Below are 21,389 nucleotides of genomic sequence, written 5' to 3'. Positions count from 1 at the left end.
TACTCGATAACGGGTCAGTGGCTGGCTGCGGTTGCGCCCATTTCGTTGACTTGCTGGAAGGTGGAAAACCGCTCCAGGGCGAAGGGCTTGATCAGCTCCGGGACCTTGCCGCCGCTGGCGACCAGTTCGGCCATGGTCTTGCCGCAGATGGGCGTCGCCTTGAAACCCCAGGTGCCCCAGCCTGCGTCCAGGTAATAATTCTTCACCGGCGAAAGGCCCATGATCGGGCTGTAGTCCGGGGTCATGTCGGTGATCCCGGCCCACTGGCGCATCAGCTTGGCGTTGGCCAGAAAAGGAAACATCTCGATGGCATGGGCCAGCAGGCTTTCCTTCAGATCAAGCGTCGAGCGGGTGTTGAACAGCGGGTACGGGTCCGATCCGCCGCCAAACACCACTTCGCCACGGCTGGTCTGTTGCACGTAGCAATGCAGCGCCGAAGAGCTCACCAGCGGGTCGAGGAACGGCTTGAACGGCTGGGTGACCATGGCCTGCAACGGGAACGTCTGGATCGGCGAGCGAATACCGGCCTTTTTCATCATCTGCGAACTCATGCCCGCGACCGCCTGCACGGCGCAGCCACACTGGATAGTGCCTCGGTTGGTCTTGACCGCCGTGATGGTGCCGTTCTCGATCACCAGTTCCTGCACCTCGGTGAGCTGATGGATCTCCACCCCCCGCTTGGCCGCCTGCTTGGCGTAGCCCCAGGCGACGGCATCGTGTCGCGCAGTGCCGCCGTCGATGTGCCACAGCCCGGCAAGCACCGGCAGATGACCGGGATCAAGGTTGAGGCTGGGCACCAGTTCGCGAATCTGCTGGCGGTCGATCATCTCGGTGCGCCCGCCAAAATGCTTGTTGACCTCGGCACGCTGGCGGAACGAACGCACCGTGGCGTCGGTATGCGCCAGGGTCAGTTGGCCGCGCTCGGAATACATGATGTTGAAATCGAATTCGTTGGACAGGCCCTGAAACATTTTTACCGACTCGGCGTAGAACCGGACGCCTTCGCTGGTCAGGTAATTGGAGCGGATCACGGCGGTGTTTCGCGCCGTATTGCCGCCGCCCAGATAGCCTTTTTCCAGCACCGCGATGTTGGTGATGCCGTGGTATCTGGACAGGTAGTAAGCCGTAGCGAGGCCATGACCACCGCCGCCGATGATCACCACGTCATAAGCCTTTTTCAGCTCCTTGGGCGCAGGCAGGTCAACATCGACCGGGTACTCCGGGCTGAGCCCGTATTTCAATAGATTGAAAGGCATACGGCCTCCGATTGGCTGCGTTGCGCACGGGACTGCTGGCGGGCAGCGGTCACGGTGTTTTTCATGAGAAAAGCGATGGTCATCGGGCCGACGCCGCCGGGCACCGGGGTGATGGCCGATGCCACATTCAAGGCGCTGTCGAAATCCACGTCGCCGACCAGTCGGCTGCGGCCCTGATCCTGAATGCGGTTGATGCCGACATCGATCACCACCGCGCCGGGCTTGAGCCAGCTGGAGTCGATCATGCGCGGACGGCCGACGGCGGCGACCACAATGTCGGCCAGTTGGCACAGGGCCTTGGCATTTATGCTGCGCGAATGCACGACGGTCACCGAGCAATGCGCCTGAAGGAGCAGGGCGGCCATGGGTTTTCCGACGATGTTGGAGCGACCGATCACCACTGCATGCTTGCCCGTCAGGTCGCCGCAGGTTTCCTGTAACAGGTGCATGCAGCCACTGGGTGTGCAGGGCGTCAGGACCTCGCGGCCCTGACTCAGACCGCCGACGTTTTCGCTGTGAAAACCATCGACGTCCTTGGCCGGGTCGATGGCCTGCAGCGCGCAGGCTTCTTCTATGTGTGCAGGCAGCGGCAGTTGCAGCAGAATGCCATTCACGCTCGGGTCGGCATTGAGCCCGGCAATCACCGCCAGCACGCGGGCCTGTGAGCTGTCGGCGGGCAGGCGGTACTCCAATGAGCGGATTCCGGCTTCCTCGGCGCGCAGGATCTTGTTGCGCACGTAGACTTCGCTGGCCGGATCGTCGCCCACCAGAATGACCGCCAGCGCCGGTGTAATACCCTCGGCCTTGAGGCTCTGCACCTCGTCGCGTACCTGTAGCAGCACCTGGGCGGCTGAGGCCTTGCCATCAATGAGTCGGGCCTGGTTCATCGGAAAATCACCGTTCGGTCAGTGTTGAGAAACACCCGATGTTCCAGGTGATATTTCACGGCACGCGACAGTGCGATGGTTTCGGTGTTACGGCCTGCTGCGACCAGATCGTCCGGCAGGTACACGTGATCGACGCGCTGCACTTCCTGCTCGATGATCGGACCTTCGTCCAGATCGCTGGTGACGTAATGCGCTGTGGCGCCTATCAGCTTTACGCCTCGCTCGTAGGCCTGGTGATAAGGCTTGGCGCCCTTGAAGCCGGGCAGGAAGGAGTGGTGGATATTGATCGCCCGGCCCGAAAGCTGGCGGCACAGGTCGTCGGAGAGAATCTGCATGTAGCGCGCCAGCACCACCAGCTCGGTGCCGGTCTCATCGACCACTCTCATCAATGCCGCTTCCTGCTCGGCCTTGGTGTCTTTGGTCACCGGCAGATAGATAAATCGAATCCCCTCACGCTCGGCCATCGGCCGCAGGTCCAGGTGGTTGGACACGATGGCGGTGATGGTCATGTCCATCTCGCCCTTGTGATAGCGATAGAGCAGGTCGGTCAGGCAGTGATCGAACTTGCTGACCATCAACAGCACGCGCATCGGCCGACGCGTATCGTGCAGCTCCCACTGCATCGAAAAATCACTGGCTACCGCATCGAAGCCGGCCTTTAGCTGCTCGATATCGCCCGCATGCCCGTCATTGAAACGAAACACCGCACGCATGAAAAACGTACCGCTGAACTCATCGTCGAACTGGGCCATTTCACCGATATAGCACTGATTGCCTGCCAGATACGACGTGACTGCCGCCACGATCCCGGACGTCGCCGGACAACTGATCTTCAGGATGAAATGGTTCTTCTCGTGTTGCATGGTCAGTCCTCTGAAAGGTGGCGGCAGCTCGGTGAGGCAAAAATGTTCAGGGGTGAAAACTGTTTTGATGGATGAATAAAAATTCCTATCAGGAATTAAATATTCAAGAAGGCTGTTTTATAGGCGAAAGGAAATGCAGCGTCCAGAGGTTTCTGGAAACTTTCTTGAGTGAGGGGAATATTTAGGTGCGTGCCTTAATCGTGTGTACTGCTCTGGGTAGGCATGCAGCCGTAATGCTCTACCTTCGGATTCAAGACCGGACGCGGAGCGTCCTGAGAGACATTCCCACGCTGGAGCATGGGAACGATCAGTGTGCTGGCTGAAGATGATCGGGCCCATCGCGTAGGCATGCAGCCCGCGATCAGTGTCGGGTCGGGTGATGATGATCGTTACCACGCTCTGCGTGGTAATGCCTCCCGGGACGCTCCGCGTCCCAGGTGGGTCAGGCTATGCAAGGCTTATTGAGTTGGCGCAGCGTTCTTCAAGGGCAGCGCAGAAACGAGCAGAATGGCTCAGGTGGCGCGATCTACTCTCCCTGTGCGCCGTAATTCATGATCGACAACAACCTGATCGGCACCTGCACCAGTTGTTCCGGCCCATGGGGAATGTCGCCGTCGAACGTCAGGCTGTCGCCCGCCTGCATCGGGTAAAGCTGATTGCCGTGGCGGTAGATCAGTTCGCCCTCCAGCAGATGCAGAAACTCGGTGCCGGGGTGGGAGAAGGTCGGGAACTCTTCGCTCGCGTCGTCCATGGTCACCATGTACGCCTCGAAACTCTTCTTCGGACCTCGCGTGTGATTGAGCAGGTGATAGGTATGGCCTTTCTCCGTGCCACGCCTGACCACTTCCAGACCTTCATCGGCCTTGACCAGCAAGGCGCTGCTGCCTTGTTGATCGTACTGACTGAACAGCTTGGACATCGGCATGCCCAGCACATCGCAGAGACGGCTGAGGTTATCGAGGCTGGTAGAGACCTGGGCGTTCTCGATCTTGCTCAGCATGCCCTGGCTGATCCCGGCAATGCGGGCCACATCGGCCAGTTTCAGTTCCTGAGCCTGACGCTGACGCTTGATCTGGATGCCCAGGTATTGCTCAAGCTTGAGCTTGGGCGGGGTCTCGTTCGGCGTGTTCATCTGGTCTGTCATCGGCTGTGCACGGTTTCCGCTCGTTAATTTTTATTTCGCACTGGGAATGTGCAGCGCGTCCGCCTGTTGGGCGATTTATTCCCGGAGAGAAAACGAGTTTCCCATATAAACAGCAGAATTTCCCCTCTCTGACGCATTCGACTTCTGGCATACCAAACTGGCAAGCGCTTTGCATTCCTATTGGGAAAGTAACTTTCCTGATCGGAATATAAACCGGCGGAGGGTGAAACTGCGGTTCCTACCTGAAACGTTTTGCTCATGCCAGGAGACAAGTCTCATGTTGCCACCCGAAACACAACGTCTGATCGAACAGCACGGCATCAAATACGTGCTGGCTCAGTTCGTGGACATTCATGGCTCGTCGAAGACCAAATCGGTGCCGATCTCAGGGTTGGAAATGGTCGCTGAAGACGGCGCCGGTTTCGCCGGATTTGCCATCTGCGGCATGGGCATGGAGCCGCACGGGCCTGATTTCATGGCCAAGGGCGATTTGTCGTCGCTGACGCCGGTGCCGTGGCAGCCGGGGTATGGACGGGTGGTGTGCATCGGGCATGTGGACGGCAAACCCTGGCCCTACGACAGCCGTTTCGTGCTGCAGCAACAGGTCGAGCGTCTGACCCAGCGTGGCTGGACCCTCAATACCGGCCTCGAGCCCGAGTTCAGCCTGTTCAAGCGCGATGCTGCGGGCAGCCTGCAAATGGTCGACGCCAGCGACAACCTCGACAAGCCTTGCTACGACTACAAGGGTCTGTCGCGCTCCCGGGAATTTCTTGAGCGCCTGACCGAGGCATTGCAGCCCGTCGGCTTTGACATCTATCAGATTGACCATGAAGACGCCAACGGCCAGTTCGAGATCAATTACACCTACAGCGACGCGATGGAGTCCGCCGATCGCTTCACCTTTTTCCGCATGGCCGCAGGCGAAATCGCCAACGACATGGGCATGATCTGCTCGTTCATGCCCAAGCCCGATCCCAAGCGCGCGGGCAACGGCATGCATTTTCACCTGTCGATCGGCAGCGCCAGCAACAAAAACCTGTTCCACGACGCCAGCGACCCCAGCGGCATGGGATTGTCGAAGATGGCCTACCACTTTGCCGCAGGCCTGCTGGCGCATGGACCGGCGCTGTGTGCGTTCGCTGCACCCACCGTCAACTCTTACAAGCGTCTGGTGGTGGGCAACTCGCTGTCAGGCGCGACCTGGGCACCCGCGTTCATCGCCTTTGGTGCCAACAACCGTTCAGCCATGGTGCGGGTGCCTTACGGTCGCCTGGAATTTCGCCTGCCGGACGCCGGTTGCAATCCCTATCTGGTCAGCGCCGCGATCATTGCCGCAGGCCTGGACGGTATCGACCGCCAACTGGAAATCGATCATGTCTGCAACGAGAACCTCTACAAGCTGAGCCTTGAAGAGATTGCGGCACGTGGCATCAAGACCTTGCCGCAGTCGCTCAAGGAAGCCTGCGATGCGCTGGAAGCCGACCCGTTGTTCGCCGAAGTGCTGGGCAATGAGATCGTCGGCGAATTCGTGCGCCTCAAGCGCATGGAGTGGGTGGAATACAGCCGCCATGTCAGCGATTGGGAAGTAAAGCGTTACATCGAATTCTTCTGATCTGCCGGATCGTCAAGCAACCGTTTTCGACGTCTTGCCGGTGGGCGGGGCGTCTCTGCCCAGGAGTTGAGTCATGTGTGGAATCGTAGGGCTTTACCTGAAAAATCCGGCGCTGGAGTCGCAGCTCGGCCAGTTGTTCGAGCCGATGCTCGAAGCCATGACCGATCGCGGTCCCGACAGCGCCGGGTTCGCCATCTATGGTGATGAAGTGGCCGATGGCTGGATCAAGCTGACCTTGCAGGCGACCACTGAGGACTATGACTTCAAGGCGCTGATTGCCGGGATCGAAGACAAACTGGCCGTACCGCTGGACTGGTTTCAGAACGCCAGCGCCGTGGTCCTTAAAGTCCAGGCCGAAGAAGCGCCGGTGCGCGCATTGCTGTCGCAACTGGCGCCGACCGTGCGCATCATGAGCGCCGGACAAAGCATCGAGATTCTCAAGGGCATGGGCCTGCCGAGGGAGATCTCCCAACGCTTCGGGCTGGGCTCGATGAAAGGCAGCCACATCATCGGCCACACCCGTATGGCCACCGAAAGTGCCGTGACTATGGAGGGCAGTCATCCATTTTCCACCGGCGCCGACCTGTGTCTGGTGCACAACGGCTCGCTGTCCAATCACTTCCGTCTGCGCCAGAACCTGCGTCGTGAAGGCATTCATTTCGAAACCGACAACGACACCGAAGTCGCCGCCGGTTATCTGGCCTGGCGTCTGCAGCAGGGCGACAGCCTCAAGCAGGCCCTCGACAAATCCCTCGAAGACCTCGACGGTTTCTTCACCTTTGCCATCGGCACTCGCAATGGTTTTGCGGTGATTCGCGACCCGATTGCCTGCAAGCCGGCCATCCTCGCAGAAACCGACGACTACGTCGCCATGGCCTCGGAGTATCAGGCGCTGTCCAGCCTGCCGGGCATCGAGCACGCCAGGGTCTGGGAACCTGTCCCGGCCACCATGTACATCTGGGAACGCGAGTCGGCCTAAGGAGCACGCACATGAAAACCATCGATCTGTCCAACGCCACCGTGCGTGACCTCAATCAGGCCCTGCACGATCAGGTCAGGCAACTGGAAGACCGCGAATGGGTGGTCACTCACCCCGACGGTGCTCACAACCTGGCGGTCGGCGTCACCGAAGCCATCTCCATCGATATTCAGGGCCATGCGGGTTATTACTGCGCCGGCATGAATCAGAAAGCCTCGATCACCGTGCACGGCAATGTCGGCGTCGGCTGCGCGGAAAACATGATGTCCGGCGCGGTCCGGGTCAAGGGCAGCGCCTCGCAGGCTGCCGGTGCCACGGCCCACGGCGGACTGCTGGTGATCGAAGGCGACGCCGGTGCCCGTTGCGGGATCTCCATGAAGGGCATCGACATTGTGGTCGGCGGCAGCATCGGCCACATGAGCTGCTTCATGGGCCAGGCCGGAAGGCTTGTGGTCTGCGGCGACGCGGGCGATGCGCTGGGCGACTCGCTCTATGAAACCCGGATCTACGTCAAAGGCAAGGTCGAGTCTCTGGGCTCGGACTGCATCGCCAAGGAGATGCGCGAAGAGCATCTGCAGGAATTGCAGGAGTTGCTCAATCGCGCAGGTTTCAACGAGAAGGCCGCAGATTTCAAACGCTACGGTTCGGCCCGTCAGTTGTACAACTTCAAAGTCGATAACGCCTCCGCGTACTGATTCAGGAGCAAGACCATGAGCGATTCCTCAACTCCCAAAGCCCCGGTCCTGCGCGAGTCGGCGACGTTTGATCGCCTGACCATCCAGGAAATTCAGCGCGCAGCCGAAACCGGCATCTACGACATTCGCGGCGGCGGCACCAAGCGCAAGCTGCCGCACTTCGACGACCTGCTGCTGCTTGGCGCCAGCGTTTCCCGTTATCCATTGGAAGGCTATCGCGAAAAATGCGGTACCGACGTGGTGCTTGGCAACCGTTTCGCCAAGAAGCCGCTGTACCTGAAAATTCCGGTGACCATCGCAGGCATGAGCTTCGGTGCTTTGTCGGCCAACGCCAAGGAGGCACTGGGCCGCGGCGCAACTATCGCCGGCACCAGCACCACGACGGGTGACGGCGGCATGACGCCTGAAGAGCGCGGCCAGTCGCAGCATCTGGTCTATCAATACCTGCCGTCACGTTACGGCATGAACCCGGACGATCTGCGCAAGGCCGATGCCATCGAAATCGTGCTGGGGCAGGGCGCCAAGCCGGGCGGCGGAGGCATGCTGCTGGGCATGAAAGTCACCGAACGTGTCGCGGGCATGCGCACCTTGCCGGTGGGTGTCGATCAGCGTTCGGCCTGTCGTCACCCCGACTGGACCGGGCCGGATGACCTGGCGATCAAGATTGCCGAGATCCGTGAGATCACTGACTGGGAAAAACCCATCTACGTGAAGATCGGGGCCAGTCGTCCTTATTACGACGTCAAACTGGCGGTGAAGGCGGGCGCTGACGTGATCGTGCTCGACGGCATGCAGGGCGGTACGGCGGCGACTCAGGAGGTGTTCATCGAACACGTCGGCATCCCGATTCTGCCCGCCATTCCGCAAGCGGTTCAGGCGTTGCAGGAAATGGGCATGCATCGCAAGGTTCAGTTGATCGTCTCCGGCGGCATTCGCAACGGCGCGGACGTGGCCAAGGCCATGGCGCTGGGTGCCGATGCCGTGGCTATTGGTACCGCCGCGCTGATTGCATTGGGCGACAACCACCCGCGTCTGGACGAAGAACTGAAGAAGATCGGTTCGGCAGCAGGTTTCTACGATGACTGGCAGAACGGTCGTGATCCGGCAGGCATCACCACGCAGGACCCGGAACTGTCCAAACGCCTCGACCCGGTGGAAGGCGGGCGCCGCCTGGCCAACTACCTGCGCGTGCTGGTGCTTGAAGCCCAGACCATGGCCCGCGCCTGCGGCAAGTCGCACCTGCATAACCTGGACCCTGAAGACCTCGTGGCCCTGACCGTCGAGTCGGCCGCCATGGCACGCGTGCCGCTGGCCGGAACGTCGTGGATTCCTGGAGGTGGCAGCGGGTATTGATCTTCAGGACATCGATCGTGCCCGCGCTCCGCGCTCATCGTTATACACAAATCATCCTGCTCTCAAATAAGGCAACAGCGCTGCCGTGCTTTTTTGACGCGGTAGTGCGAACACCATCGATTGCGACTGGGTGAAGGCTGAGTTCTGGCGCTGATTCGGGGGGCAATCGGCATGGATGCCGATTGAGCCGCACTGAGCCATGGATGGCTCATTTGCGGCGACCCCCGAATCAGTGTCTGGACGAAGGAACCCCGGCGAAGCCGGGGCCGCAACCGGAGCGAAGGAGTTTGCTCACTTTGCTCCGTCAAAGTGAGTCGCCGAGGGGCGAAAAGGGGACGTGAGCCATGCGCTCGGCTCACTGAGTCCGCAGTCCGTGCCATGTGTGACGCGGAGCGTCACGGAAGGCATGCCCACGCGGAGCGATGGGCACGATCAAGGTTGAGACGGACTTGTGTATAACGATGAGTGATCCGCGTGGGCATGCAGCCCGTGACGCTCTGCGTCACAACCGCGCCGCGAAGTCATGGCGGCAAGTCACCCCTAAGAGGCCTTGAAGGCCCACTGCTTCAGCTGAATACCTTGGTTTGCTGCCCGGCACTTTTCCATTCATTTGCGGGAGCTTTGAACATGGTCAATCGTCTACTCGGCAAACCCCTTCTGGCATCACTGGCGCTCGGCATTTTCGCCCCGCTGGTGCAGGCCGCAGAAACCCTCACACTCAACACCGGCAGTACCGCCTGGATGATCACGGCGGCGGTGCTGGTGCTGTTCATGTGCCTTCCGGGGCTGGCGTTGTTTTACGGTGGGCTGGTGCGCGCCAAGAACATGCTGTCGCTGTTCACCCAATGTTTCGGCATCGCCGGTGTGGTGGGCGTGCTCTGGGTGATCTATGGCTACAGCATGGTCGTCGACACCAGCAACATGGTCGAAGGGCAGGTGACTTTCAACAGTTTTGTCGGCGGGCTGAGTCGCGCGTTTCTTGCGGGCATGACGCCCGACAGTCTGGTCGGTGACATCCCGGAAGGCGTGTTCGTGACCTTCCAGATGACCTTCGCCATCATCACCCCGGCGCTGATTGCCGGTGCCTTCGCCGAGCGCATGAAATTCTCCGCCGCGCTGCTGTTCATGGCGCTGTGGTTCACCTTCGTCTACACCCCCGTGGCGCACATGGTCTGGGGTGGGGCGGGCGCGCTGATGCATAACTGGGGCGTACTGGATTTTGCCGGCGGCACCGCTGTACACATCAACGCAGGCGTTGCGGCGTTGGCGGCCTGTCTGGTGCTCGGCAAACGCAAGGGCTACCAGAACACACCGATGCCTGCCCATAACCTGAGCCTGACCATGGCCGGTGCAGCAATGCTCTGGGTAGGCTGGTTCGGTTTCAATATCGGCTCAGGCGGCGTTCTGAGCGGCACGTCCGGGATCGTCATGCTCAACACTCAGGTCGGTGCCTGCGCAGGCATTCTCGGCTGGATGTTCACCGAGTGGTTCAAGGTCGGCAAACCCAGTGCATTGGGTCTGGCCAGCGGCGCCCTGGCCGGTCTGGTGGGCATCACGCCCGCATGTGCCTATGTCGGGGTCGGCGGGGCGTTGGCGATCGGCGTGTTATGCGGGGTGTTCTGCTATCTGAGCGTGACCGTATTGAAGAAACGCCTGGGTTACGACGACAGCCTCGACGTATTCGGCCTGCACGGCATCGGCGGCATGATCGGCGCAGTGCTGACCGGTGTGTTCTGCGTGCCGTCCATGGGCGGTCTGGTGCCGGACGTGACCATGGGCGCGCAGGTTGTGGCGCAAATCAAGGGCGTGCTGTTCACCACGGTTTACTGCTTTGCGGTGAGCTGGGTGATTCTCAAGCTGGTCAAGGCGCTTATTGGCCTGCGAGCCCACGAGACCGTCGAAGAACTGGGGCTGGACTTGTCCGAGCACAACGAACGCGCCTATAACCATTGAGGTCAGGCGCGATGTTGTGAATGCGCCACTACGTTTTCGACGTAGCGCTGTGGCGCCGCAAACATTTGAGCGTGGGAGGCGGCTTGCCGGCGATCTGCCGGGAACCGGCAGCAAAACCTGCGCACGCGGTGTATCAGGTGCACTCAGGGGCTGCTGCGCAGCCCATCGCTGCCGTCGTAACCTCCGAGAGCTCCCACGCCCTTCGGGCAGAAGCAGGTTCGGCGCTTCCTCAACAGCCCTGTGTTTGCTGCGAGGCAGCGACGTGTCGGCGAAACTTTACCGAAACGCTGGCACCACGTGCTTGATGAACAGCTCAAGCGACTTCTTCTTCTCTGCATGCGGCAGGCTGTTGTCGCACCAGAAGCTGAACTCGTCGACACCCAGTTCCTGGTAGTACTTGATGCGCGGAATGATCTCTTCCGGCGTGCCGATCATTGCCGTCCTGTGCAGGCTTTCGAGGGTGAATTCAGGGCGTTCGGCGAACTTCTCCTCAGGACTCGGTGCCAGGAAACCATTGACCGGCGTCATCTTGTTGCCGAACCAGGCGTCGAAGGTGCGATAGAACTTCGAGATCGCTTTCGCGCCGACTTTCCAGCCTTCAGGATCGTCCGTCGCATGCACATGGGTGTGACGCAGCACCATCAGCTGCGGACGCGGCACGCCTGGGTTGTTGGCCAGCGCGGCCTCGAACTTGTTCTTCAGGTCGACGACTTCCTCATCGCCTTTCATCAACGGCGTGACCATGACGTTGCAGCCGTTCGCTACCGCAAAATTGTGCGAGTCCGGATCGCGCGCGGCAATCCACATCGGCGGGGTATTGATGGGCTTGGGTACGCAGGTCGAGGTCGGGAATTTCCAGATGTCGCCGTCGTGAGCGTAGTCGCCTTGCCACAGCGCACGTACCACCGGAACCATCTCGCGCAATGCCTTGCCGCCTTCGGAAGCGGGCATGCCGCCTGCCATGCGGTCGAACTCGACCTGATACGCGCCACGCGCCAGGCCGACCTCCATGCGCCCGTTACTGATCACGTCCAGCAATGCACATTCGCCCGCGACCCGCAGCGGGTGCCAGAACGGCGCGATGATGGTGCCCGCGCCCAGATGAATGGTCTCGGTTCTGGCCGCCAGATACGCCAGCAAGGGCATGGGGCTTGGGGAAATGGTGTATTCCATCGCGTGGTGTTCGCCGATCCAGACCGTGCTGAAACCGCCTTTTTCGGCCATCAGCGTCAGTTCGGTCAGGTCTTCGAAGAGCTGGCGGTGGCTGACGGATTCGTCCCAGCGTTCCATGTGCACGAACAGCGAAAATTTCATGACACTTACCTCGATCAGAGCGGGGTGCCTGCTAGGTCGGCACCCGTATTATCAAATGGGTGGGAAGAGTGAAGTCACTCAGGCCAGAGCAGGCAAGGTGCTCATCTTGCCGCGGCAGTACACCATCGGGTCGACAGGCTGTTGCGGCTGAATCAGGTTCTTGATCGCGCCGACCATGATCGCGTGATCGCCACCTTCGTACTCGCGCCACAGCTCGCACTCGATGATCGCCGTGGCGTTGTTCAGCAGCGGATTGCCCAGTTCGCTCAATGTCCACTCGATGCCTTCGGCTTTCAGCTTGCCTTTGCGGGCGAACGCGTAGGCTTCTTCCTGCTGGCCGCCGGAAAGCAGGTGGATGGCGAAGCGTTTGCTTTTGATCAGCGTCGCGTAGGAGTCGGAGCTGTAGTTGGGGCAGAACAGGACCAGCGGCGGGTCCATCGACAAGGAGCTGAATGCGCTGGCGGTCAGGCCGACGACTTCGCCGTCTTCATTGAGCGTGGTAATGACGGTAACGCCCGACGGAAAGGAGCCCATGACGTTCTTGTAGTCAGTTGCGTCGATCATTTGCTACCTCTGCACGGTGTGCCGACAGTTTCATATTGTTGTCTGTCTGATGGTATACCGTAATACTTTAGGTGCAAGTACTTTTTGTGTATCGCGCGCGCAGGCAATCGCGCAACGCTTGTTCAAAGCGCTGCGGTGTCTGGTCAGCAAGGGGGGTTCTCAAGTTTCAGAGAGGGGTGTGGCGGAGCGTCTCAGCTACAGGCTTCGGTCTGAATGTACTGCGCAGTCGAGTCGCGAATCACAGGTCCCATGCCGCTGACAGCATGAGCGCTTTCCATGATTTCAAGCGTCTCACCCGTGCCGACCAGGTTGACCGTATGGTTGTCGCAGTTGTAGACGCGCTTGGAATAGATTACGCCGAGCAGGCTTTCGCGTTTGGTCACCACGACGCGATGCGTCATCGTCCCGCTTTTGTCCACCAGCGCGTGCTGCGCTGCAGGATCAATCGGAACCGCGATGGGTTTTGCTTCTGCATGTGCGGAAACAGCGGGGATCATGAAGATCAGAAACCAGGCATGAAATTTCATCGGTGCTCCTGCGGACGAATACGACTTCATTGGATCCAAAAGTACGCTGACTGAAGCGTGCTGGATAGCCAGTGGCCATGCCTTCCGTCGGGTTTGGTTCCGGTTGCCGATGAGCGGTGTGTTTCAGTACCGCCTGTCACCCTTTGAGGCCGGATTCAGCCAATCGCGTGAGTGACCAGTGCCGCCACCACCAGGTAACGCGCGCCCTTGGCCGCTGTGACGATCAGCACAAAGCGCCACAGCGGCTCGCGCAGAACGCCCGCGATCAGCGTCAACGGATCTCCGATAAGAGGCACCCAGCTCAGCAGCAACGACCAGTAGCCATACTTCAGGTAGAAGCGCTGGGCTTTTTCCAGTTGCGTTTCGCTGGCCGGAAACCAGCGCTTGTGGCGCAGACGGATGATGGAGCGGCCCAGCAGCCAGTTCAGGATCGAACCCAGCACGTTGCCCAGCGTGGCCACCGAAAGCAGCACCACGGCGGGGTAGGCCTGGCTGAGCAGCATGCCGGCCAGCACGGTTTCCGACTGCATGGGCAGCAGCGTTGCCGCACCCAGTGCTGCCATGAACAGACCGAAGTAGCTTGAGAGTTCGAACATCAGTGGCGGCCTTGCGCGTGCGGGATCGTCGCAGATGGAGCGGGGGCATTGTGTTGCAGGCCACGGGCTTCGACAAGGCGACAGACTGTTGCCTGGGCAACACTCGCTCAACACCTTGCAGGGCTGCCGACAGCTGGCGTGTCCCATCAGGCTGTCCAACTTGTTGATTCGGTTCGAAATGTTGCAGTGGCACGGTTGCTGCTCTGTTGCTGTTCATCAAGCCCGCTCGATTCGTGTGTCCGGGACCCTGAAGCCAGAGGAGTAACGATATGAGTCAGACCCCTATCAAATTTGCGTACTGGGTGCCGAACGTCAGCGGCGGCCTGGTGGTGAGCAAGATCGAACAGCGCACCAGCTGGACCATCGACTACAACCGTAAGCTGGCGCAGATCGCCGAGAAGTCCGGTTTTGAATACGCCCTGACCCAGATTCGCTTCACGGCCGGTTACGGCGCCGAATACCAGCACGAGTCGGTCGCGTTCAGCCATGCGCTGTTGGCGGCCACCGATAAACTCAAAGTCATTGCCGCGATTCTGCCGGGCCCCTGGACGCCTTCCGTGGTTGCCAAGCAGCTGGCGACCATCGACCAGCTCACGGCAGGCCGCGTGGCAGTCAACATTGTCAGCGGCTGGTTCAAGGGCGAGTTCACTGCCATTGGCGAGCCCTGGCTGGAGCATGACGAGCGTTATCGCCGCTCGGAAGAGTTCATCCGTGCACTCAAGGGCATCTGGACCACCGATAATTTCACCTTCAAGGGCGATTTCTATCGCTTCCACGATTACACCCTCAAGCCCAAGCCCATCCAGCGTCCGCACCCGGAAATCTTTCAGGGCGGCAGCTCCAGAGCGGCACGTGACATGGCTGCCCGTGTGTCGGACTGGTATTTCACCAACGGCAACACTCTGGAGGGCATCAAGGCTCAGGTCGACGATATTCGTGCCAAGGCGGCTGCCAACGGGCACTCCGTGAAAATCGGTGTCAACGCGTTCATCATTGCCCGTGACACCGAAGAAGAAGCCCGTGCCGTGCTGTCCGAAATCGTCGACAAGGCGGACCCTGAAGCGGTCAATGCCTTTGGTGATGCCGCGAAACAGGCGGGCAAGGCAAGCCCGGAGGGCGAGGGTAACTGGGCGAAGTCCACTTTCCAGGACCTTGTCCAGTACAACGACGGGTTCAAGACCAACCTGATCGGTACGCCCCGGCAGATTGCCGAGCGCATCGTGGCGCTCAAGGCGGTCGGTGTGGATCTGGTGCTGTCCGCATTCCTGCATTTCCAGGAAGAAGTCGCCTATTTCGGCGAACACGTCCTGCCGCTGGTGCGTGAGCTGGAAGCCGAAGCCGTGCGTGCGCCCGCGCAGACTGCCGCCATCGCCTGATCTCCCCCGGACTGTCCCGCAAAAAACCCGCCTTATCGCCGTGAGCCGAAGCGCTCACGGCCCTTCAAAAATAAATCCTCGACAGTGATCCAATCTCCAGGCCCTCGCGTATGTTGAGCCCTGTTTGATCTGCGATTACGCATCATCCAATCGCAAAAATTGACAGCGGGCGCTGAAGCTCAGGCCCATGTGTGCCGATAAGTGACTATCGGTGTGTCCGGACACTGATACTCGGATTTCGTGCAGGTCGGTTGCGCGAGCTCTCATTTGCCGCGGAGGCAGGTTTTGAAACGCGATCTCAGACTTGCCTCCTGGCTGATCTGTACGACCTGTGTCTGTGTCGTATTGCTCATGGCCTGGCAGACCTGGACGGCACGCCAGAAGACCTTCGAAAACATTCAGACCAACAGCGCAAACCTGGCCAGCGCGCTGAGTACCTATACCGACGGCATTTTCAAGCAGAGCGAGGTGATGCTCCTCGGTCTGACCGAACGCGTTGAAAAAGAAGGCGCCGGGCCTGACCAGATCGAGCGCCTGCGCTCGATCATCGCTCGGCAGATGGGCGCATTGCCGCAGATCAGCAGCGTGTCGCTGTACAACGCCGAAGGGATCTGCACCTTCTCCACCAATGGCAACGCCGTCGGCATCAACAGCACAAACCGCGAGTTCTACAGGCACCATGTCGAGAACCCCGGACGTGCGTCTTTCATAGGTCCGACCATCCGCAGTCGCGCCAACGGCCAGTGGGTGATCTCGGTGAGTCGGCGGATCAATCGTCCAGACGGAGGTTTCGCGGGCCTGATGGTGGTAACCATTGGTATCGACCACCTGCTTAAGTTCTATTCAGACATTCAGGTCGGGAATTCAGGTGTCATCAGCCTGACGACTTCGGAAGGGCGATTGCACGTCAGGTTTCCCTATCGAGAAGGGGACATTGGTCGTGACCTGTCCTCCACACCCATTTTCAGCCTCTTTCCTGACAAAAAGTCTGGCTCTGTCGATTTCGTTTCACGGCTCGACGGCGTTCCGCGCTTTTATGCCTTTCAGCGTAGCGATGTGTACCCACTGGTGACGGTGGTGGCCGTGGGTCAACAAGAAGCGATGCATGCCTGGCTGGTGCAGGCCAAGCAGTCGCTGCTTTTGGTTCTGGTCTTGCTGGCACTGGTGGTAGGGCTCGGCGTGCGTCTGATCGTGCATATTCACAGCCGCATCCGGGTCGAGGAGCAACTGCGCCTGTCTCAGGCAGCCCTGATCGAGCTCAACCAGAATCTCGAGCTGATCGCCTCCGAAGACAAACTGACTGGACTTGCCAATCGTCGGCGCTTCGATCAGTTCATAGACATCGAATTCAAGCGCGCCCGCCGCGAGCGCGGCGTGTTGTCACTGATCCTGATCGACGCCGACCATTTCAAACGCTACAACGACCATTTCGGCCATCTGGCAGGCGATGAATGCCTGGTTGCCATCAGCCGGCTGGTCGAGCAGTGTATTCGCCGACCTGGGGATATTGCGGCGCGTTACGGCGGTGAGGAAATTGCCGTGGTGCTGCCGAGTACCGATGAGGCCAACGCCTGCAAGGTGGCCGAGGCGATCCTGCGAAAGCTTCAGGAGCAGCGCATCGAACACCCGCAAAGCCCGTTTGAAATCGTCACCGTCAGCCTGGGCGTTGCCACATTCGTCGGTACCGATCGGCATATGGATCAGCGCGGGCTGATCCAGTTGGCCGACCGGGCGCTGTATGCCGCCAAATCCCAGGGCCGCAACCGGGTCAGCGTGGCCTCCGGGATCGTCACCGATACGGTTCCCGCCTGGACCCAAGGCCATCATCCAACAGGTGATGGCGCGCTTGTGGCTCAGTCCCCCGATACCTTGTCCTGACCCGGATTGTCGTCGACGACTTGCTGATGAGGCTTGCGGCGCAGTACCGACAGCACCCAGACGAAGAAGATCGGCACCAGCACCACGCCCAGCAGCGTCGCACTGAGCATGCCGCCGATCACCCCGGTGCCGAGGGCTCGCTGACTCGCAGCGCCTGCACCGGTCGCGAGCGTCAGCGGCACGACACCCAGAATGAACGCCAGCGAGGTCATGACAATTGGCCGAAAGCGCAAACGCGCCGCTTCCATCGCAGCATCACGCAGCGAATGGCCCTGTTCCCACAACTCCTTGGCGAACTCGACGATCAGAATGGCGTTCTTCGCCGCCAGACCGATGATGGTGATCAGGCCGACCTTGAAATACACGTCATTCGGCAGGCCCACCGCCGTGACTGCCAGCACTGCACCCAGCGCACCCACAGGCACGATCAGCATCACCACCAGCGGGATGGCCCAGCTCTCGTACAGTGCGACCAGCAACAGAAACACCACCAGCAGCGCCAGGGCGAACAGCCCGGTTGCCTGACCGCTGGCAACCTTTTCCTGATAGGACAGGCCGGTCCACTCATAACCGATGCCCGGCGGCAGTTGCGAGACGATGCGCTCGATTTCAGCCATTGCCTCGCCCGTACTGACGCCCGGCGGTGCGTCGCCCGAGATCTTGAACGCAGGGTAGCCGTTGTAACGGGCGATCTGCACCGGGCCTTCTTCCCAATGTGTCGACACGAATGCGCCGAGTGGAACCAGCGTGCCGCTGCTATTGGGCACATACAGCTGAAGCACGCTTTCAGGCGTCATCCGTGCGCCTTGCTCGGCCTGCACCACCACGCGTTGCTGGCGGCCGGCGTTGGCGAAATCGCTGATCACCGAAGAGCCGAATGCAGTCGCCAGCGCACTGCTGATCGATTCGAAACTGACCCCCATGGTGCGGGCCTTCTCGCGGTCAATGTTCAGGCGCAATTGCGGTGCTTCGGCGAGACCTTCCATCATGGCGTAAAGAATTTTCGGGTTGCCGTTGGCCTTGCCCAACAGTTCGTTGCGCGCTGCCAGCAGGGCTTCACGGCCCAGTCCGGCGCGATCCTGAAGGCGCAGGGCGAAACCGCCTGACGTGCCGAGGCCTTCAATGGGCGGTGGCGTGACCGCCATGACCGTACCATCGCTGAGACCGGCGAAATGCTGGTTGAACGCCGCCGCTTCGTCCGCTGCCGATTGCCCATCGCCGCGCTCCGACCAGTCCTTGAGGGTAGGGAAGGCCAGACCGGCGTTTTCGCCCATGCCGGAGAAACTGAAGCCCAGCAGCATGGTGACTGCGTCTGTCGTTTCCCGGGACAGCATGTAATCTTCCAGCAGCTTCGCCGTGGCATCGGTCCGCAGACGGGTCGCGCCTGGCGGCAACTGCACATCAATGATCAGGTAACCCTGATCTTCCACAGGCACGAACGACTCGGGCAGGCGCAGGTAAAAGAAACCCAGCAGCCCGACGATGCCGACGTACAGCAGCATGTAGCGGCCAGCACGTTTGATCAGGCTGGAGTTGACCCGATCGTAACGGTCGGTGAGTTTGCCGAACAGACGGTTGAAGCCGCCGAAGAAACCGCGCTTCTCGGTATGACCCTTGGGGATCGGTTTCAGCAGCGTGGCGCACAGGGCTGGCGTAAAGGTCAGGGCGAGGAACCCCGAAAACAGAATCGACACGGCCAGCGACAGCGAGAACTGCTGGTAGATGACCCCGACCGAGCCGCCCATGAACGCCAGTGGCAGGAACACCGCTGCCAGCACCAGAGTGATGCCCAGAATCGCGCCAGACACCTGACCCATGGCCTTGACGGTGGCGGCGGGCGGAGAAAGGCCTTCTTCGGCCATGATCCGTTCGACGTTTTCGACCACCACAATGGCGTCGTCCACCAGAATGCCGATGGCCAGCACCATGCCGAACATGGTCATCATGTTCACCGAGAAACCCAGCAGGTACATGATCGCCAGCGTACCGGCCAGGCACACTGGCACCACGATGGTCGGAATCAACGTGTAACGGATGTTCTGCAGGAACAGAAACATCACCAGAAACACCAGCACCATGGCTTCGATCAGGGTGTAGATCACCTTGTCGATGGCCACGTCCACGAAGCGCGAGGTGTCGTAAGGAATCGAGTACTCGACGCCTTCCGGGAAGTTGACCGACAGTTCGTCGAGGCGCTGCTTGACGGCCTTCACGGTCTGGATGGCATTGGCGCCGGGCGACAGCTGAATCGCACCGGCCACGGCGCGTTTGCCATCCAGTCTCGATTCGAAGTTGTAATCCTGACTGCCGACGGCCAGCCGGGCGACGTCTTCCAGGTGAACGGTGGAGCCGTCCTGATTGGCGCGCAGCACAATGCGTCCGAATTCTTCCGGATTATCCAGCGTGCCTTTCACCGCGAGGGTCGCGGTCAGCTCCTGCAGGGATGAACCCGGTGTGCTGCCGAAACTGCCGGCAGGCACCTGAACGTTCTGGGCGCGGATCGCGGCGTTTACGTCATCGATCGACAGGCCGTAGCCCACCAGTTTCTGTGGATCGATCCAGACGCGCATGGCCGCTTCGGCGGCGAAGAACTGCAGTCGGCCGACACCGTTCACCCGACTGATCTCGTTGTTGACGTTGCGCGCCGCGTAGTCGGCCAGCGCCACCGTGTCCTTGTTGGCCGTGTCACCGGTATAGCTCAGGGCAAAGATCATCAGGAACCCGGAACTGGCCTGCTCGACCTGCAAGCCTTGACTCAGCACAGGCTGCGGCAGACGGGCTTCGGCTTTCTTGATCCGGTTCTGGACTTCGACCTGGGCCATGTCCGGGTTGGTGCCAGGATTGAAGGTGACGTTGATCTCGGCGGAGCCAGTCGAGTTGCTGGTCGACTCGTAATACAGCATGCCCTTGGCGCCGTTGAGCTCGTCTTCGATCACGCTGGTGACCGAATCGACCAGCACCTTCGCCGAAGCGCCGGGATAGGTAGCGGTGATGGTGATCTGCGGCGGCGCGACCACGGGATATTGCGCTACAGGCAAGGCGGGCAGGGCCATCAGCCCCGCCAGCAGGATGAACAAGGCAAGCACCCAGGCAAAATTGGGCCGCCGGATAAAGAACAGGGACATGGAAGGTGATCCTCGATCGCGCTGAAGGCGGCTTTACTGAGCCTTGGCCTGCTGTTGGGCGGGTTGCGATTTGGGGACTACCTTGTCACCCGGGTTGATGCCGGTCATGTTGCCGACAATGACCTGCTCATCGGCCTTCAGGCCTTCGGTGATCTGCCAGCGCGAGTCCTGCATTGCGCCTGTCTTGACGGGGCGGGCCTCGACCGCGCCGTCCGGGCCGATCACCAGCACGCGAGCCGTGCCGTCGCCGGAACGCTGTACAGCGCGCTGCGGCACGAGAATGGCGTTGGCATTGACGCTTTGTGGCGTGCGTACCCGCACATACATACCGGGAAGCAGCACGCCTTGAGGGTTGGCGAAGCGTGCGCGCAACAGCACTTGCCCGGTGGTGCGATCCACTTCGACGTCGGTAAACAGCAGCGTGCCGGTGCTGGTGTAATCGGTACCGTCGATGCTCAGGGACAATGCATCTTCACCGCCCTTGGGCAGGCGACCTTCCTGAATGGCGGCGCGCATGTGCAGTGCATCGGCGACGGGCTGGGTGAAGTCGACAAACACCGGTTCCAGTTGCTGGATGGTCGCCATCAGCGTGGTTTCCGCCTGGCCCACCAATGCACCCTCGGTGACCAGAGCCCGGCCGATGCGGCCCGAAATCGGTGCCCTGACCGTCGCAAAACCCAGGTTCAGCTGTGCTGTTTCCACGTCAGCCTGAGCCGAACGTTTGGCGGCGACAGCGTTCTGCAGCGTGGCGCGTGCGGTGTCGTAGGTCTGGCGGCTGACCGCCTCGATTTCCACCAGCGATTCATAGCGTTTGACCGTGGCCCGGGCTTCGAACAGCGTGGCTTCGGTTCGGGCCAGATCGCCTTGCGCCTTTGAGAGGGCGGCCTTGAATGGCGCCGGGTCGATCTGGAACAGTACGGCGCCGGCCTTTACATCGGCGCCTTCCTCGAAGTTGCGGGTCAGCACGATGCCGGCAACACGGGCGCGTACCTGAGCGACGCGGACCGGTTCGACACGTCCGGGCAGCTCGTTGATGACCGTGAGGGATTCGGTTTTCACCGCCAACGACTCGACCTGTCGGGGAGCAGCTGCGGCGCTCTGGTCCTGCTGGGGCTTCTGCTCGCAACCGGCGAGAACCGCCGCAGACAGCAGCGTAACCATCGACAACCTACGCCAGTCGCGCAATGTACTCATATCTCACCCGGGCATGGCCCATCAGACGCTAAAGCCGCGAATGATCTACGCTGGAATCAGATGAGTCAATATT

General features: G+C 60.5%; 17 protein-coding genes. 7 read left to right on the top strand and 10 right to left on the bottom strand.

The genetic code is table 11. From position 1 onward, the window contains the following. Window positions 1–14: 14 nt before the first annotated feature. The 4 genes from AC0IXS_RS03125 to AC0IXS_RS03110 form a co-directional block, all read right to left on the bottom strand. Window positions 15–1,256 (bottom strand): FAD-dependent oxidoreductase, encoded by a 1,242-nt coding sequence (locus AC0IXS_RS03125; protein WP_122669235.1) that lies wholly within the window; start codon window positions 1,254–1,256, stop codon window positions 15–17. Next, entirely contained in the window at window positions 1,238–2,143 is a 906-nt protein-coding gene (gene folD, locus AC0IXS_RS03120; RefSeq protein ID WP_057408825.1) for a bifunctional methylenetetrahydrofolate dehydrogenase/methenyltetrahydrofolate cyclohydrolase FolD, read from the bottom strand. The genes AC0IXS_RS03125 and folD overlap by 19 nt, the downstream gene beginning before the upstream one ends. Then, window positions 2,140–3,006, bottom strand: coding sequence for a formyltetrahydrofolate deformylase (gene purU / locus AC0IXS_RS03115; protein WP_025994690.1), 867 nt, complete (start codon window positions 3,004–3,006; stop codon window positions 2,140–2,142). The genes folD and purU overlap by 4 nt, the downstream gene beginning before the upstream one ends. A 526-nt stretch (window positions 3,007–3,532) precedes the next feature. Next, the gene (locus AC0IXS_RS03110; protein WP_025994689.1) at window positions 3,533–4,138 is read right to left on the bottom strand and encodes a helix-turn-helix domain-containing protein; all 606 of its coding nucleotides are present in this window, start codon (window positions 4,136–4,138) and stop codon (window positions 3,533–3,535) included. A gap of 289 nt (window positions 4,139–4,427) precedes the next feature. On the opposite strand from AC0IXS_RS03110, the gene glnT reads away from it, so the two are divergent. The 5 genes from glnT (at window position 4,428) to AC0IXS_RS03085 (ending at window position 10,742) form a co-directional block, all read left to right on the top strand. Next, window positions 4,428–5,762: a type III glutamate--ammonia ligase gene (gene glnT, locus AC0IXS_RS03105; RefSeq protein WP_043305675.1), complete on the top strand. Its 1,335-nt coding sequence runs from the start codon at window positions 4,428–4,430 to the stop codon at window positions 5,760–5,762. 73 nt (window positions 5,763–5,835) lie between these two features. Beyond that, entirely contained in the window at window positions 5,836–6,741 is a 906-nt protein-coding gene (locus AC0IXS_RS03100) for a class II glutamine amidotransferase (protein WP_057408828.1), read from the top strand. A gap of 11 nt (window positions 6,742–6,752) precedes the next feature. Continuing rightward, a complete protein-coding gene (locus tag AC0IXS_RS03095; RefSeq protein ID WP_057408829.1) occupies window positions 6,753–7,436 on the top strand; it encodes a GltB/FmdC/FwdC-like GXGXG domain-containing protein in 684 nt (227 codons plus the stop codon). 15 nt (window positions 7,437–7,451) lie between these two features. After that, window positions 7,452–8,789: an FMN-binding glutamate synthase family protein gene (locus tag AC0IXS_RS03090; RefSeq protein ID WP_029241146.1), complete on the top strand. Its 1,338-nt coding sequence runs from the start codon at window positions 7,452–7,454 to the stop codon at window positions 8,787–8,789. A 627-nt stretch (window positions 8,790–9,416) separates the two neighbouring features. Next, window positions 9,417–10,742, top strand: coding sequence for an ammonium transporter (locus AC0IXS_RS03085; protein ID WP_471823738.1), 1,326 nt, complete (start codon window positions 9,417–9,419; stop codon window positions 10,740–10,742). Window positions 10,743–11,018: 276 nt separating this feature from the next. On the opposite strand, the gene AC0IXS_RS03080 is transcribed toward AC0IXS_RS03085, so the two are convergent. From AC0IXS_RS03080 to AC0IXS_RS03065, 4 genes are all read right to left on the bottom strand, one after another. Next, window positions 11,019–12,056: an LLM class flavin-dependent oxidoreductase gene (locus tag AC0IXS_RS03080; protein WP_025994684.1), complete on the bottom strand. Its 1,038-nt coding sequence runs from the start codon at window positions 12,054–12,056 to the stop codon at window positions 11,019–11,021. A gap of 78 nt (window positions 12,057–12,134) precedes the next feature. Continuing rightward, the gene (locus AC0IXS_RS03075; RefSeq protein WP_004886439.1) at window positions 12,135–12,620 is read right to left on the bottom strand and encodes a flavin reductase family protein; all 486 of its coding nucleotides are present in this window, start codon (window positions 12,618–12,620) and stop codon (window positions 12,135–12,137) included. A 191-nt stretch (window positions 12,621–12,811) separates the two neighbouring features. Beyond that, window positions 12,812–13,147 (bottom strand): hypothetical protein, encoded by a 336-nt coding sequence (locus AC0IXS_RS03070; protein ID WP_004886442.1) that lies wholly within the window; start codon window positions 13,145–13,147, stop codon window positions 12,812–12,814. A gap of 155 nt (window positions 13,148–13,302) precedes the next feature. Next, window positions 13,303–13,743, bottom strand: a complete 441-nt coding sequence (locus tag AC0IXS_RS03065; RefSeq protein ID WP_057411008.1) for a YqaA family protein — start codon at window positions 13,741–13,743, stop codon at window positions 13,303–13,305. Window positions 13,744–14,012: 269 nt separating this feature from the next. Between AC0IXS_RS03065 and sfnG the strand changes: the two genes are divergently transcribed. Together sfnG and AC0IXS_RS03055 are read left to right on the top strand one after the other, a co-directional pair. Then, entirely contained in the window at window positions 14,013–15,119 is a 1,107-nt protein-coding gene (gene sfnG, locus AC0IXS_RS03060) for a dimethylsulfone monooxygenase SfnG (protein ID WP_029243524.1), read from the top strand. A 285-nt stretch (window positions 15,120–15,404) separates the two neighbouring features. Further along, the gene (locus AC0IXS_RS03055) at window positions 15,405–16,997 is read left to right on the top strand and encodes a sensor domain-containing diguanylate cyclase (protein WP_137201946.1); all 1,593 of its coding nucleotides are present in this window, start codon (window positions 15,405–15,407) and stop codon (window positions 16,995–16,997) included. On the opposite strand, the gene AC0IXS_RS03050 is transcribed toward AC0IXS_RS03055, so the two are convergent. After that, window positions 16,973–20,122, bottom strand: a complete 3,150-nt coding sequence (locus AC0IXS_RS03050; RefSeq protein ID WP_057411006.1) for an efflux RND transporter permease subunit — start codon at window positions 20,120–20,122, stop codon at window positions 16,973–16,975. The two genes, AC0IXS_RS03055 and AC0IXS_RS03050, sit on opposite strands and share 25 nt — an antisense overlap. A 33-nt stretch (window positions 20,123–20,155) precedes the next feature. Next, window positions 20,156–21,316 carry an efflux RND transporter periplasmic adaptor subunit gene (locus AC0IXS_RS03045; RefSeq protein WP_122669230.1) on the bottom strand — a complete coding sequence of 387 codons (1,161 nt, stop codon included), beginning with the start codon at window positions 21,314–21,316 and terminating at the stop codon, window positions 20,156–20,158. Window positions 21,317–21,389 lie beyond the last annotated feature (73 nt).

The sequence above is a fragment of the Pseudomonas sp. AC016 genome, assembly GCF_979253365.1.
Note: the sequence above shows the minus strand (reverse complement) of the source record. Positions and strands in the feature narration are given on the sequence as shown.